This window comes from Rhizobium sp. BE258 (assembly GCF_031457345.1).
Taxonomy (GTDB): Bacteria; Pseudomonadota; Alphaproteobacteria; order Rhizobiales; family Rhizobiaceae; genus Rhizobium.
In genome coordinates this window covers 280774-294215 of record NZ_JAVDWL010000005.1, presented here as the reverse complement: position 1 = coordinate 294215, position 13442 = coordinate 280774, and the positions used below count along the sequence as shown (strand labels likewise).

Here is a 13442-nt window from a genome sequence, read left to right as displayed (position 1 = left end):
CCAACGGGGTTCAACAGGCGTCCATCCCGCTTCTCGCATTGCACAACGGGGGAACAGACGTCATTGCTGTAGCTGATTTCCGCATCGGTTGCATAGCGAGACTCTGCGTAATTATGGCGCCGTTGTAATTTAGCAAGCTTAGCGTGGTTAAGGAGTTCTTTCGCTCCGATGAAATTGTGGCGAAAGTGCCATCGCGGCGTGGATATTCGTCAGCCCTGCAGAAATTGCCGCAATGCGGGGGTGCTCTGATCAGCCAGATACTCGCTCAACGGTGCAGCGAGCGCAATCGCGCCATGGTCGATGAAAACGCCATATTGTGCAATGCGGCGAACCTCATCCGGGTCGTGCGAAACGATGATGACCGTGGCCCCGGTCTCGCGCTGCATTGCCGTCAGAAGCTCAGCCATGCCGTTGCGCAGGCTAGGGTCGAGGGCGGCGAAGGGTTCGTCGAGAAGCAGGATTGGACGCTTGCGAACGAGGGCGCGGGCAAAGGCGGCGCGCTGCCTTTCGCCGCCGGAAAGCGTTGCAGGAAGCCTTTTTTCGAAGCCCGTCAGGCCGACCTGCGCCAGCGCGGCCGAGATGCGGCTGCGATCCGTCGGCGCGAGCTTCAGGGCCGGATTAATGCCCAGCCCGACATTGGTGAAGATATCGAGATGAGCGAAGAGATTGTTGTCCTGAAAGACAAGCGAGACGGGCCGCTCGGCCGGGTGACTGCCGGTAACATCATGTCCGGCGAGCAGAACGCGGCCGCTCTCCGGCGTCTCGAAGCCTGCCAGCAGATTGAGTAAGGTCGATTTGCCGGCGCCCGATGGGCCTGTCACGGCAATGATCTGGCCGCGGGGCAGCGTGCAATCGAAATGGAAGGCGTGGCTGCCGAGCGTCAGGCGGACGTTCTGCATGGTGATATCAGCGGCCGTCATCGGCACCATGTCCTCGCATCTGGCCGGATGCTCCGGCGATCGTCAGCAATAGGCAAATGACGCCGAGGATCAGCGCAAGGCCGTCGGCATCGTTGGTTCTGTAGCTTCCCATGCGGCTGTAGACCAGCCATGGAAGTGTGACAAAACCATCGGATCCGAACAGGGCGACAGCGCCAAGATCGCCGAGCGACAGCGCCATGGCGAAAGACAGGGCGGTCAGCAACGGCTTGCGCAGCCCCGGCCAGTCGACAAGCCGCAGCCGCGCCGCGCCGGTTATCCCGAGACTTGCCGAGAGGCGCGCGGTGCGGCGCTGATGGACGAGATAGGCCGGTTCAAGCACGCGCATGACGAAGGGCAGGGCCATCAGCATGTTGATCAGAACGACGAGGACGGGCGCAAAAACAGAGGCGTCGCCGAATGGCCTGAGCGCCATGAACCAGCCGGTCGCAAGCACCACGGGCGGCACCAACAGCACCATTGACGAGGCTCCGCCCATCGCTGCGTAGAGGGCGCGGCTGCCGCGTGTGAAACGCTTGTCCCCGCTGATGGTCTGGCGGGCGCGGATCAGGGCTGCTGATACGACAAGGGCCAATGTGGCGGCGGAAAGGGATATGCCGAAGCTCATCGCTGCGGCTTGCCAGAAGACCGGCTCGCCGACCAGCTTCGGGAGGTCGGCTCTCAGGCCGGCTACCAACACGGAAAGCAATGGCGAAAGCAGAAAAGCCGTAGCGAGGACGAGGAGCAGGCCATCCGACAGTTTTGCCATCGCCATTCTGCCATCGAAACGCATGGAGTGGCGTCCGGCGGTCAGCCCTTCGTCACGGCTGGCGGGGAGAAACGACATGGCGCCGAGGATGAGGCCGGCCAGGGCAATCTGCAGCAAGGACAGAGCTACCGCTCGGCCCGGGTCGAAATCAAAACGCAGCGACTGGTAGATCGCCACCTCGATCGTCGTTGCCGCCGGTCCGCCGCCAAGCGTCAGCACCAGCGTGAAGCTGGTGGCGCAGAGCATGAAGATCAGCCCTGAAATGCCAGGGATCAGGCCGCGGATCGCCGGCCATTCGATGAAACGGAAGACGGCGCGCGGGCGCATGCCGAGATTGCTTGCCATCAGCCAGTATTCGGCGGGCAGGCGCTCCAGTCCTGCAAGCATCAGCCGGCAAGCGAGCGGCAGATTGAAGAAGATGTGGGCGAGGAGGATGCCGGTCAGTCCGTAGATGCTGACGGGTTCGGACAGGCCGAGCTTGAGCAAAGCGGTATTGAGCAGGCCCTGCCGTCCCCAAATGCCAATGAGCCCGAGCGCGCCGATCAGAACGGGCAATCCCATCGGCACGGCCATCAGCCGGATGATCCAGATGCGGCCGGGAAAGTTCGGCTGGCGGGCAAGCGCCCGCGCGACGGGGAGCGCCAGGAGAACTGAGAGCAGCGTGGAGAGAACCGCTTGCAGCAGCGTGAAGCGCAGGACGCGGAGAATGTAGGGATCCGAGATGATCCCGGCGAACGCATCACTGCCGCCGGAAGCAGTCAGCGAGACGGCGGCGATGCCGATGAAAAGCAGGATGGCGGCGAGGCCGATTGCCCCGCCCGCCAGCGCATTTCTCCGTTCCGCAGCCGTCTGCAGCATCAGTTCATGCTCATGGCCGTCAGCCACTCATCGATCCAGGACTTGCGGTTTTTGGCGACATCATCCGGGCTCATCAGGAAGGTCTTGGACGGATTGACCAGCTTGCCGAAGGCATCCGGCAGCGGCGTGGAGGTGGCCGCAACAGGCATCATCCAATTGTTGGTCGGGATCGTGTCCTGGAAACCCGGCGTCACCATGAACTTCAGGAAGTCGCGGGCGAGTTCTTTATCCGGCGCGTTCTTGAGAAGGCCGGCGACTTCGATCTGGATGTAGTGACCTTCGGAGAAGGCGGCGGCCTGATAGCGGTCGGTGTTCTCGGCGACCATGTGATAGGCTGGTGAGGTCGTGTAGGACAATACCATCGGCGCCTCGCCCTTGGTGAACAAGCCATAGGCTTCAGACCAGCCGGGCGTCACCGTCAGGATGCGGCTCTTGAGCTTCGTCCATGCTTCGGGCGCCTTGTCGCCATAGACGGACTTCACCCAGAGCAGCAGGCCAAGGCCGGGCGTCGAGGTGCGCGGATCCTCGATGACGAGCTTTTGCGATGGGTCGCCGTCGATCAGTTCCTGCATGCTTTTCGGCGGGTTCTTGATGGTCTGCGTGTCGTAGATGATGGCGAAGTGGCCATAGTCATAGGGAACGAAGACATCGTCCTTGAAATCGCCCGGTACCTTGAGGTCGCTGGTATCGACGCCGCTTACGTCGAACAGGCCGGTGTCCTTGGCTTCGGTGATCAGGTTGGTATCGATGCCGAGAACGATGTCGGCCTTGGTCGAGGCGCCTTCGAGCTTCAGGCGTGAGAGAAGCGCCACGCCATCGGCGACGCTGACGAAATTGACCGTGCAGGCGCAGGTCTTCTCGAAGGCTTCCTTGACCTTGGGGCCCGGGCCCCATTCCGAGGTGAAGCTCTCGTAGGTGTAAATGGTCAGCGTCTTGTCGGCGGCCTGCGCCGGAGACAGAGTGACTGTTGCGGCAAGGAAAGCCGTGACGAATGATGCGATCAATGGTTTGCGGCCGGGCATGGCGCGCCTCCTCCTAAAAAAGTTGTTTCATGGGGAAAAGGGCGGTGCCTGGTGTCACGCGTCTAATCCCTCCGCCGGTGTTAGCCGGATCAGGTTCCGCGGGTTGGCTTGAAAGCCTCTCAGCCAGATATCCTTGCGGATACAGGGCACCCCGTTAGAGCGTTGGCAGATGTATAGTGATGCAGGCTTTATGACAAGGGCGCAGCGCGCCCTTGCCGCTACTCGGCGGCTTCGGCGGCTGCGGCCGTGTTCTTGGTCTCGCCGTGGCGCGGCAACTGGACCGGTTTCAGCGAAAGCGCTGCAATCAATCCAATCAGAGCAAAGGCGCAGGAGGTCATGAACATCGGCGTGAAGGCGCTGGCATAGGCATCGGCGACAGCCTGGCGGCTGGCTTCCGGGAGGGCTGCCATCATCTTCGGCGTCAGCTGCTCGATATCCGTAACGCCGGGGATGGAAACGCCGACCTTTGCCAGCTGTGAGCCGATGATGGCGCCGTAGATGGAGATGGCGATCGAGGCGCCGCCCATGCGCGACAGCGTGACGGAACCGGTGGCGGCGCCGACATCACGCGCCGGAGCGGCGTTCTGGACGCCGATGACGGGCACCTGCTGCGACAAGCCGATGCCGATGCCGTGCAGCATCATCAGCAGGCCGATGATCGGCAGCGGCGTACCAGCATGGACCTGGGTCAGGAGCGCGAAGGCCACCGCGCTGCAGGAGAGGCTGGCAATGGCGAAGGGCTTGTAGCGTCCGGTGCGCGAGATCATGCGCCCGGCAAAGAGCGAGCCGCAGACGAGGCCGCCGGTCAACATGACGAAGAGCAGGCCGGCATGCGAGGGCGACAGGCCCGTGGTCGTCTGCAGGAACAGCGCGAAGTAATTGGCCATGCCGATAGCGATGCCGCCGCCGGTGATCGACATGATCAGGAGAAGCGGGAAGGTAGGGTTGCGGAACAGCGATAGCGGCACGATCGGTTCGGCGGCGCGGCGCTCGACGAAGACCCAGGCGATGGCGCAAAGCGCGCCGATACCGATGATCCCAAGGCTCTGCGGCGCCAGGATCGAGCCGAACAGCTCGCTGCCATCGGCCATCAGCACGATGCTCGTCGTCGTCATCGCCAGCAGTAGGGCGCCGGCATAATCGATCTTCGGGCGGCGGTGCGGCTTGCGATAGGGCAGCATCAGCGCGAGGCCGATCAAGACAACGAAACCGATCGGCACGTTGACGAGGAAGATCGAGCGCCAGCCGAAGAGATCGCTCATCATGCCGCCGAGAACGGGGCCGATGGCGCTCGAGGCCATCAGCACCAGGCTGGAATAGCTCTGGTAGCGGGCTCGTTCGCGCGGCTCGAAGAGATCGGCATTGACGGCGAAGATCGATACCATGATGCCGCCGCCGCCCAGGCCCTGGAGCACGCGGGCGGCGATCAGCGTGTTCATCGAGACGGCGAGACCACAAACGGCGGAGCCGACGGTGAAGATCGCGATTGCGGTCATCATCACGTATTTGCGGCCAAAGAGGTCACCGAGCTTGCCATAGACGGGCATCACGGCGCTCAGCGACAGCAGATAGGCGGAGCCGATCCAGCCGAAGCGTTCGAGGTGGCCGAATTCGCCGACGATGGTCGGCAGCGCCGTCGAGACGATCTGATTGTCCAGCGTTGCCATGAACATCGCGGTCATCAGAAACAGGAAGAGAATAAGCCTGCGGCGGGGATCCGTCACGAGCGGCTGGGAGGCAAGCTGCATATCCATGAAGACAGTTCCAATCTTGATCGCCAATTTATGTGACAAAAGCATATAAATGTCAATGACACCAGAATGACGCGGGCATATTTCCTTCGCGCAAGCCTTCTGTTATGCTCGGCGCATGAACGAGAAACCCGCCCGCATTCACGAGCTTGATCCGCTGTCACTGGAGAACGAAAGCGTTTCCAGCATCGGCCAGAGCATGACACGCATGAAGTTGATGACTGGGCGCCGGCTGATTGGGCGTCTGGCAATCCAGAGCGTGGCGCCGGATCTCGAGCTCTCGCATCTCGATGTTCTTGACGCCGTGCGCCGTGCGCAGCCGGCCGATGAAGTGACTGTCGGGATGATCGCCGAGATGCTGCGGATCGATCCCTCTCGCGCCAGCCGCGTGGTTGCCGATATGGTCAGCCGCAACATTCTGCGCCGCGAAGCATCGCAAGCCGATGCGCGGCGCATCGTCGTCGTGATGACGCCGATCGGCCAGCGGCTGCTGTCGGAGATCCGGGCGCAGAAGCTGTCGTTGATCACAGAAATCCTCGACGGCTGGAGCAACACGGACGTCGATGCCTTCGCCGCGCTCTATGAGCGCTTTATCGACGGCTATGAAAAAGCCTTCGAACGGCGCGATAAGGGCACGCCCGGTTAAGCCCCGCCCCTTTCCCTCGACCCCTCCTTTGCGCTATGGGCAATGCCCATGACCCAGACGACCTTCACGATCCTGCTCGGCGGCGAGCTGACGCCGACAGAGCGGCTGCGCAGTGCGATTGCCGGCAGCCGGTTCATCGCGGCCGATGGCGGCATGCGGCATGCGGCAGAGCTCGGTGTCGTGCCAGAGCTCTGGGTGGGTGATTTCGATTCCACCGCACCGGATCTCGAAGGCGCGTTTCCGGGTGTGCCGAAGCAGCCATACCCGGCAGCCAAGGCCTCGACGGATGGCGAGATCGCTGTTTCCGAAGCGATAGCCCGTGGCGCGAAACGGCTGATCCTTGCCGGTGCGCTGGCGGGTGAGCGGTCCGACCATGCGCTTCAGCACCTCCTCTATGCCGTCAGCCTCGCCGAACAGGGTATCGACCTGTTGCTCACTTCGGGGCTGGAGGAAGCAGTTCCGCTTCTTTCAGGTTCCATCGAGCTCGACCTGCCGAAGAACAGCCTGTTCTCGGTTCCCGGTTTCAGCGAATTGCGCGGTCTCTTCATCGAAAACGCGCGCTATCCGCTCTCGGATTTCCATTTGCCGTTCGGCTCGTCGCGTACCATTTCCAATGTGGCAGAAGGCAAGGTTCGGTTCACGCTCGGCAGTGGCCGCGCGATCGTCCTTGCCCGCCCCTATGACCTTTCCGGAGTCTGATCCTTGGCGCCTCCCATTCTCAAACTGGACGACATCTTTCTGAGCTTCGGCGGCGCGCCGTTGCTGGCGGGCGCAAGCCTGCAGGTGGAGCCCGGCGACAAGATCTGCCTCGTCGGCCGCAACGGTTCCGGCAAGTCGACGCTGCTGAAGATCGCTGCCGGCATCGCCGAAGCGCAATCCGGCGAGGTGTTCCGGCATCCATCCTCGACGGTCCGATATCTTGAGCAAGCTCCTGATTTCGGAAGTTTTGCGACGGTGCAGGCCTATGCCGAGGCCGGTCTTGGGCCGGGTGACGACCCCTATCGCGTCACCTATCTGCTGTCGCATCTGGGTCTCACCGGCGAGGAGGACCCGAAGAACCTTTCCGGCGGCGAAGCCCGCCGCGCAGCACTTGCCCGCGTCATGGCGCCGGAGCCGGATATCCTGCTGCTCGACGAGCCGACCAACCATCTCGACCTGCCGACCATCGAATGGCTGGAAGGCGAGCTGCAGAAGACGCGCAGCGCCCTCATGCTGATCTCGCATGACCGACGCTTCCTCGAAAAGGTCTCGACGGCCACCGTTTGGCTCGATCGCGGCACGTCGCGGCGTCTGGATCGTGGCTTCGGGCATTTCGAAGTCTGGCGCGATCAGGTGTTGGAGGCCGAGGAGCTGGAACAGCACAAGCTCGGCAAGGCGATCGAGCGTGAAGAGCATTGGCTGCGCTATGGCGTTACCGCGCGCCGAAAGCGCAACATGCGCCGTCTGGGTGAGCTGCAGACCATGCGCTCGCAATATCGCGGCCACAAGGGTCCGCAGGGCAGCGTCCAGGCGAGCGTTTCGGATGCGCAGGAATCCGGCAAGCTGGTGATCGAGGCGGACAAGATCACCAAGACATATGGCGAGCGGCCCATCGTCACGCCGTTTTCTATTCGCGTGCATCGCGGTGATTGCATCGGTCTCGTCGGCCCGAACGGTGCCGGCAAGACGACGCTGCTGAAGATGCTGACTGGCCAGTTGGCGCCCGACAGCGGCACCGTGAAGCTCGGCACCAATCTCGAGATCGCAACGCTCGACCAGAAGCGCGAGGAACTCAACCTCGACGACACGCTCGCCAATTACCTGACCGATGGCCGCGGCGAAAACCTTCTCGTCAATGGCGAGCAGCGCCATGTGACCGGCTACATGAAGGAATTCCTGTTCCAGCCGGAGCAGGCACGGACGCCGATCAAGAACCTCTCCGGCGGTGAGCGCGCGCGGCTGATGCTGGCGCGGATCCTGTCGCGGCCGACCAACCTTTTGATCCTCGACGAGCCGACCAACGACCTCGATATCGAAACGCTCGACCTGCTGCAGGAAATCGTTGCCGGCTTTCCGGGCACGGTCATTCTCGTCAGCCACGACCGTGACTTCCTCGACCGCACCGTGACCTCTACGATTGCGCCCGCCGTTCCGGATGCGCCCGATGGCCGGTGGATCGAATATGCCGGCGGCTATTCCGACATGATGGCGCAGCGGAAAGGCGCGCTGGATGAGCGTCGCAGGGCGGAGAAGGCTGCCGAAAAGGTAAAGGCGGAGGCTTCGCCCTCTGCCGAGACACCGAAGGGCAAGGGCAAGCTTTCGTTCAAGCAGAAGTTCGCACTCGAAAACCTGCCGAAAGAAATGGCCAAGGCCGAAGCGGAGATTGCCAAGCGCGAAGCGAAGATGGCCGATCCGAACCTTTTCACCAAGGATCCGGCGACCTTCAACAAGCTTGCCGCCGAGATGGAAAAGCTGCGCGACAGCGTGACGAAGATGGAAGAGGAATGGCTTGAGCTGGAAATGCTGAGGGAGGAGATCGAAGGCTGAGTCTCACGTTTCCTTGATTCGCCGGTGTCCCGGTGCGGCTCTAGAGTCCGCTCCGGCAGCCGGGGGATATGCCTGCTATCGTGGCGACAAGGAATAGTCATATGTCTCGCAAGCTTTCTTCCGCATTTCTGACGGCGCTCGCCGCCGCAGCCATCACCTTTTCAGCCGTTCAGTCCAGCCAGGCCGACGATACGCAGCGTGTCCGCATTCGCGGCATCGTCGAGAGCCTCAACGGCGATGTGCTGACCATCAAGACCCGCGATGGAACCGACCAGTCGATCGCCATGCAATCGGGCTTCCGGGTTGGCGGCATCCAGCGGGCGGCCGTCGATGACATCAAGCCGGGCGATTTCGTTGGCGTCGGCTCGATGCCGAAGGGCAGCGGGCCGAATGACGCGCTGCAGGTGATGATCTTCCCGGCATCTATGAAAGGCACCGGCGAGGGTAACCGCCCCTGGGATGCCAAGCCGAATACCGAGATGACCAACGCGACCGTCAGCACCGCCGTCAAGGCGGTCAACGGCAAGACGATCACGCTCACCTACCAGGGCAAGGAAAAGACCATTGCCATCCCTGATGGCACACAGGTCGTCACCATCGCTACGGCGACTAAGGATGATCTGAAGCCGGGCGCGGCGGTGATCGTCAACGCCGAAAAGGCCGCCGACGGCAGCGTCTCCTCGAAACAGGTCTCGGTCGGTCTCAGCGGCGTTCAGCCGATGTAATTCGCTAGATAACCGGTGCCGCCGCGGGGCGGCCGGTGCCGGTCTTCGGCGGTGGCGGCGGTTCTTCTGCCTTGGAGGCGATCGCTTCCAGATGGAGAACCTTCGGCTTCAGGATCTCCATGTAGATCTCCGAGCGGCCGATATAGATCATCGACGTTTCCGGCAGCGCCGTCAGCAGGTTGGTGAGCGTCGCCTGCCATTCCGGCTCCAGGCCTTCAAGCACTTCGTCGAACACCACCCAGCGCGGCCGCACGAGCAGAAGCCGGGCAAAGCCGATGGCCTTCTGCTCGTCGGAATCCAGAACCTTGTCCCAGCGCGCCCGCGTGTCGAGGCGGCTGATCAGCTGACGCAGCCCGGCTTTCTCCAGAGCGGCCTCGATATCCTCGTTCTTGTAGGAACCGGCCGGTTCGGGGAAGGAGAGCGCCTCGCGCAGCGTACCGCCGGGGATATAGGCGACCTGGGGTACGAACAGGATGTCGTCGGAGGGCGGCAGGCCCATCGTGCCGCTGCCGCAGGGCCAGAGGCCGGCCATCGCCTGGAAGAGAAGCTTCCGATTGACGTTGTGATCGCCGTTTATCATCACCTTCTCGCCGGCCTTAAGCGTCACATCGGGCTCGTGCAGGCGGAAGCCGCCGCACTGATCGACTTCTTCGCCCAGCTTGGCGGCGATGGTGACGTTCTTCATCACAAGCCTGTCGGCAGCCGTATCCTCGTAGGCGATGACATTCTTCGGATTGAGCGGTTCATCCATGTGCTCAAGCGCATGGCGGAAATCGGTGACGCGGTTGAGCGTCGCGCGCCATTCGGCGATCGGGCCGAAATTGGCGACATACCAGCGCAGCGCCGTGTTGACCTGGTTGAAGGCGCCGACCGACATCATCAGTTCGCCGAAAGTCAGGCCGCCGGAGAAATAGGCGGGAGCGGCGACAATGATCGGGATGACGATGACCAGCCAGCCGTAACCGGCGGAAACCCAGGTCAGGTTGGTATTGGCCATGGTCAGCCGCTTGAGCACGGCGAGAACCGTGCTGATATCGGTGTTGATGCGCTGGCGCTCGTTTTCCTCGCCTCTGGCGACGGTAATCGCCGGCATATTCTCGTTGGCGTGCATCAGCGAGAAGCGGAGTTCGGCTTCCTTGGAGAAGCGCTCGGCGTTGATCGGCACCAGCTTTCGGCCGACGATCTGGCTTAGGATCGACGCCGACGCGGCATAGAAGACGGCGGCCCAGACCATGTAGCCGGGGATGGCGAAGGAATAGGTGCGGAAGTGGAAGACGAAGCCGCTCGACAGTTCCCAGAGCACGCCGATGAAGCTGACGAGCAGGATCGTCGACTGTATGAGGCCGAGAACCAGGCCGGTGGTGCTTTCGGCCAGGTTGCGGGCATCCTCGTGCAGGCGCTGGTCCGGATTGACGCCGATCAGCCCGCTCGAGGCGAGCCGCAGGGCCCGCTTGTGCTTCAGCCATTGATCGACCAGATCGCGGGTCAGGCCCTCGCGCATATAGAGCGCCGTCATCTGGTTCAGCCAGGCCTGGCCGACATTGAGAAGCAGCAGGGAGCCGGCGATCAGGCCGAAAATCTGAAGCTGATGGAAGAACTCGCCGACATCGCGCCGCTGCAGCGAATCATAGAACGGCGCGTTCCAGCGGTTGAGAACGACCTGACCGTAGGCCGTCGCCAAGATGACGAACATAAGGATAGCGGCGAGAGACAGGATCTTGCCGCGCACTTTCGAAGCCCAGAAGGCTAAAAACATCAATTTGAGGCGATAGCCGAGGCTGAGATCGTATCCGACCCTATCTTGCCGCTGGCCGACAGCCCCGCCTTTGGCGTCGTCCGTCATCATGCATTCCTGTACAGCATCATCCCTGATTAACATGGTAGCGCGTGCTGTCCATCAACAGATTCTACCAGTCATTAATGCGTGAGTTACCTAACTCAAAGTGCAGGTTGCGAATCACGATTGATTCGCGGCGCTGTCAGCGCTATCTAGAGGATCGTGGTGATTTGGCCGGCCGGCTTGCAGCCACGTTAAATAAGTCGCTAAAGGGCCGCGTGCGGACCGGTAGCGATTCTTTTTTCGCCACCGGTTTTTTTATTTGCCGGTTGTCCTGTTCGATCGAGTGAATGCAATGCCCATCAAGATTCCTGACACGCTGCCCGCTTTCGAAACCCTCGTTCAGGAGGGTGTGCGGGTGATGACTGAGACAGTGGCTATCCGCCAGGATATCCGCCCGCTTCAGATCGGGCTTCTCAATCTCATGCCGAACAAGATCAAGACCGAAGTGCAGATGGCGCGCCTTGTCGGCGCCTCGCCGCTACAGGTCGAGCTGTCGCTGGTCAGGGTCGGCAACCACAAGGCCAAGAATACCTCGGAAGACCATCTGCTGGCCTTCTACCAGACCTGGGAAGAGGTGAAGCATCGCAAGTTCGACGGCTTCATCATCACCGGCGCGCCGATCGAGCTGATGCCCTTCGAGGACGTCAACTATTGGAGCGAGATGCAGGAAATCTTCGAGTGGACGCGCACCAACGTGCATTCGACGATGAACGTCTGCTGGGGCGCGATGGCGGCGATCTACCACTTCCACGGCGTTCCCAAGCATGAGCTGAAGGAGAAGGCATTCGGCGTTTACCGCCACAAGAACCTGAAGCCGTCCTCGGTCTATCTCAACGGTTTCTCGGACAATTTCGAGATTCCGGTGTCGCGCTGGACGGAAGTGCGCCGCGGCGACATCGAGAAGGCGCAGGGTCTCGAGATCCTGATGGAATCAAACGAGATGGGCGTCTGTCTGGTTCAGGAAGAGGCCAGCAAACGCCTCTACATCTTCAACCATGTCGAATACGATTCGACGTCGCTGTCGGACGAATATTTCCGCGACGTGAATGCCGGCGTGCCGATCAAGATGCCGCACAACTACTTCCCGCATAATGATCCGGCGCTGCCGCCGCAAAATCGCTGGCGCAGTCATGCACATCTGCTCTTCGGCAACTGGATCAATGAAATCTATCAGACGACGTCCTACGACCTCAACGAGATCGGCACGAAAATCTGACGGCTTATCAAACTGTTGATGCTATGCCGCTGCCTTTGCCGCAGCGGCATTTCTTTTTTGGCATTGGCAGTTGCGGTTCGCGGCAAATGGGGGCAGTTTCGCTGCCGGATGCGAACAGATTTCAGGACGATGGTATAATGGCGGAAGAGCTCAAGCGGGAAGTTTTCGGAACGACGAAAGACGGAGAAACCGTCTATCGCGTCGAGATCAAAGGCGGCGGTCTGACGGCCAAGATCATGAGCTGGGGCGCTGTCATCCAGGATCTCAGGCTCGACGGCCACGATGCCCCGCTGCTGCTCGGCTTCGACAAGTTTTCCGACTATCCGGCCTACTCCTCCTATTTCGGTGCGACGCCCGGGCGCTGCGCCAATCGCATCGGCGGTGGCAAGTTCACGCTGGACGGCAAGGCTTACCAGCTGGAGCTCAACGAAAAGGGTGTTTCGCATCTGCATGGCGGCAGCGATAACATTGCCAAGCGCAATTGGACGATCGTCGAGCATGCCGTCGATCGCGTTGTCCTGAAGATCGTCGATCCCGATGGCCGCGCCGGCTATCCGGGCAATTGTACGATCCAGGCGACTTACCACGTTCACGGCAACGGCGAGTTCTCGATCGTCTATGAATCGACATCCGACCAGCCGACGCTCGCCAATGTCTGCCAGCACGCCTATTTCAATCTGGACGGCCGAGACGACGCGCTCGGCCACGACATCATGATCGCGGCCGATCACTATCTGCCGACCGACGAGCGCCAGATCCCGACCGGCGAGCTGCGTTCCGTCGGTGGCACGGCTTTCGATTTCCGCGAGATGGCGCCGATGAAGCGTTTCGAAGGTTCGGAACAGGCGCTCTACGATCATAATTTCTGCCTGTCGAAGGAGCGTGTCGCCAAGCGCACCGCCGTGCTGGCCCGCAGCCTCAATTCCGGCGTGTCGATGGAAGTGCGCACGACCGAACCGGGCGTGCAGTTCTATGCCGGCTTCAAGCTGAATGTCGCCGTGCCCGGTCTGGACGGCCGCAAGTACGGACCGTTCGCCGGCTTCTGCCTGGAGACCCAGGTCTGGCCGGATGCGATCAATCACGAGGGCTTCCCGAATGCCGTGCTGCGGCCGGGCGAGGTTCTGCGCCAGGAAACGGATTACATCTTCACCAAGAACTGACGCGTTCGATTT

At 61.6% G+C, this 13442-nt stretch carries 11 protein-coding genes and 2 riboswitches; of the genes, 6 read left to right on the top strand and 5 right to left on the bottom strand.

What is annotated here, in order from left to right; all coding sequences use genetic code 11:
- Positions 1-209: 209 nt before the first annotated feature.
- The 4 genes from J2X43_RS19720 to J2X43_RS19705 form a co-directional block, all read right to left on the bottom strand.
- Positions 210-920: an ATP-binding cassette domain-containing protein gene (locus tag J2X43_RS19720; RefSeq protein WP_310296463.1), complete on the bottom strand. Its 711-nt coding sequence runs from the start codon at positions 918-920 to the stop codon at positions 210-212.
- A complete protein-coding gene (gene thiP, locus J2X43_RS19715) occupies positions 907-2544 on the bottom strand; it encodes a thiamine/thiamine pyrophosphate ABC transporter permease ThiP (protein ID WP_310296709.1) in 1638 nt (545 codons plus the stop codon). The genes J2X43_RS19720 and thiP overlap by 14 nt, the downstream gene beginning before the upstream one ends.
- Positions 2544-3566: a thiamine ABC transporter substrate binding subunit gene (gene thiB / locus J2X43_RS19710; protein ID WP_310296461.1), complete on the bottom strand. Its 1023-nt coding sequence runs from the start codon at positions 3564-3566 to the stop codon at positions 2544-2546. The genes thiP and thiB overlap by 1 nt, the downstream gene beginning before the upstream one ends.
- Positions 3567-3615: 49 nt before the next feature.
- Positions 3616-3730, bottom strand: a riboswitch (TPP riboswitch).
- A 54-nt stretch (positions 3731-3784) separates the two neighbouring features.
- The gene (locus tag J2X43_RS19705) at positions 3785-5320 is read right to left on the bottom strand and encodes an MDR family MFS transporter (RefSeq protein WP_310296459.1); all 1536 of its coding nucleotides are present in this window, start codon (positions 5318-5320) and stop codon (positions 3785-3787) included.
- Positions 5321-5435: 115 nt separating this feature from the next.
- Here J2X43_RS19705 and J2X43_RS19700 point away from each other — a divergent pair, with 115 nt between their 5' ends.
- The 4 genes from J2X43_RS19700 to J2X43_RS19685 all read left to right on the top strand — a co-directional run bounded on the left by J2X43_RS19700 (position 5436) and on the right by J2X43_RS19685 (position 9214).
- Positions 5436-5963, top strand: a complete 528-nt coding sequence (locus J2X43_RS19700; protein WP_310296457.1) for a MarR family winged helix-turn-helix transcriptional regulator — start codon at positions 5436-5438, stop codon at positions 5961-5963.
- Between the two features lie 42 nt (positions 5964-6005).
- Complete coding sequence (locus J2X43_RS19695; RefSeq protein ID WP_310296455.1) at positions 6006-6662, top strand: thiamine diphosphokinase; 657 nt, start codon at positions 6006-6008, stop codon at positions 6660-6662.
- Between the two features lie 3 nt (positions 6663-6665).
- Positions 6666-8489, top strand: a complete 1824-nt coding sequence (locus J2X43_RS19690; protein WP_310296453.1) for an ABC-F family ATP-binding cassette domain-containing protein — start codon at positions 6666-6668, stop codon at positions 8487-8489.
- Positions 8490-8590: 101 nt separating this feature from the next.
- A complete protein-coding gene (locus J2X43_RS19685; RefSeq protein ID WP_310296450.1) occupies positions 8591-9214 on the top strand; it encodes a hypothetical protein in 624 nt (207 codons plus the stop codon).
- Between the two features lie 4 nt (positions 9215-9218).
- On the opposite strand, the gene J2X43_RS19680 is transcribed toward J2X43_RS19685, so the two are convergent.
- Complete coding sequence (locus J2X43_RS19680; protein WP_310296448.1) at positions 9219-11057, bottom strand: ABC transporter ATP-binding protein/permease; 1839 nt, start codon at positions 11055-11057, stop codon at positions 9219-9221.
- A gap of 146 nt (positions 11058-11203) precedes the next feature.
- A riboswitch (SAM riboswitch) is annotated at positions 11204-11281 on the top strand.
- Between the two features lie 65 nt (positions 11282-11346).
- Between J2X43_RS19680 and metA the strand changes: the two genes are divergently transcribed.
- Together metA and J2X43_RS19670 are read left to right on the top strand one after the other, a co-directional pair.
- Positions 11347-12270, top strand: coding sequence for a homoserine O-succinyltransferase (gene metA / locus J2X43_RS19675; protein ID WP_310296445.1), 924 nt, complete (start codon positions 11347-11349; stop codon positions 12268-12270).
- A 137-nt stretch (positions 12271-12407) separates the two neighbouring features.
- Positions 12408-13430 (top strand): aldose epimerase family protein, encoded by a 1023-nt coding sequence (locus tag J2X43_RS19670; protein ID WP_310296444.1) that lies wholly within the window; start codon positions 12408-12410, stop codon positions 13428-13430.
- Positions 13431-13442: the final 12 nt, after the last annotated feature.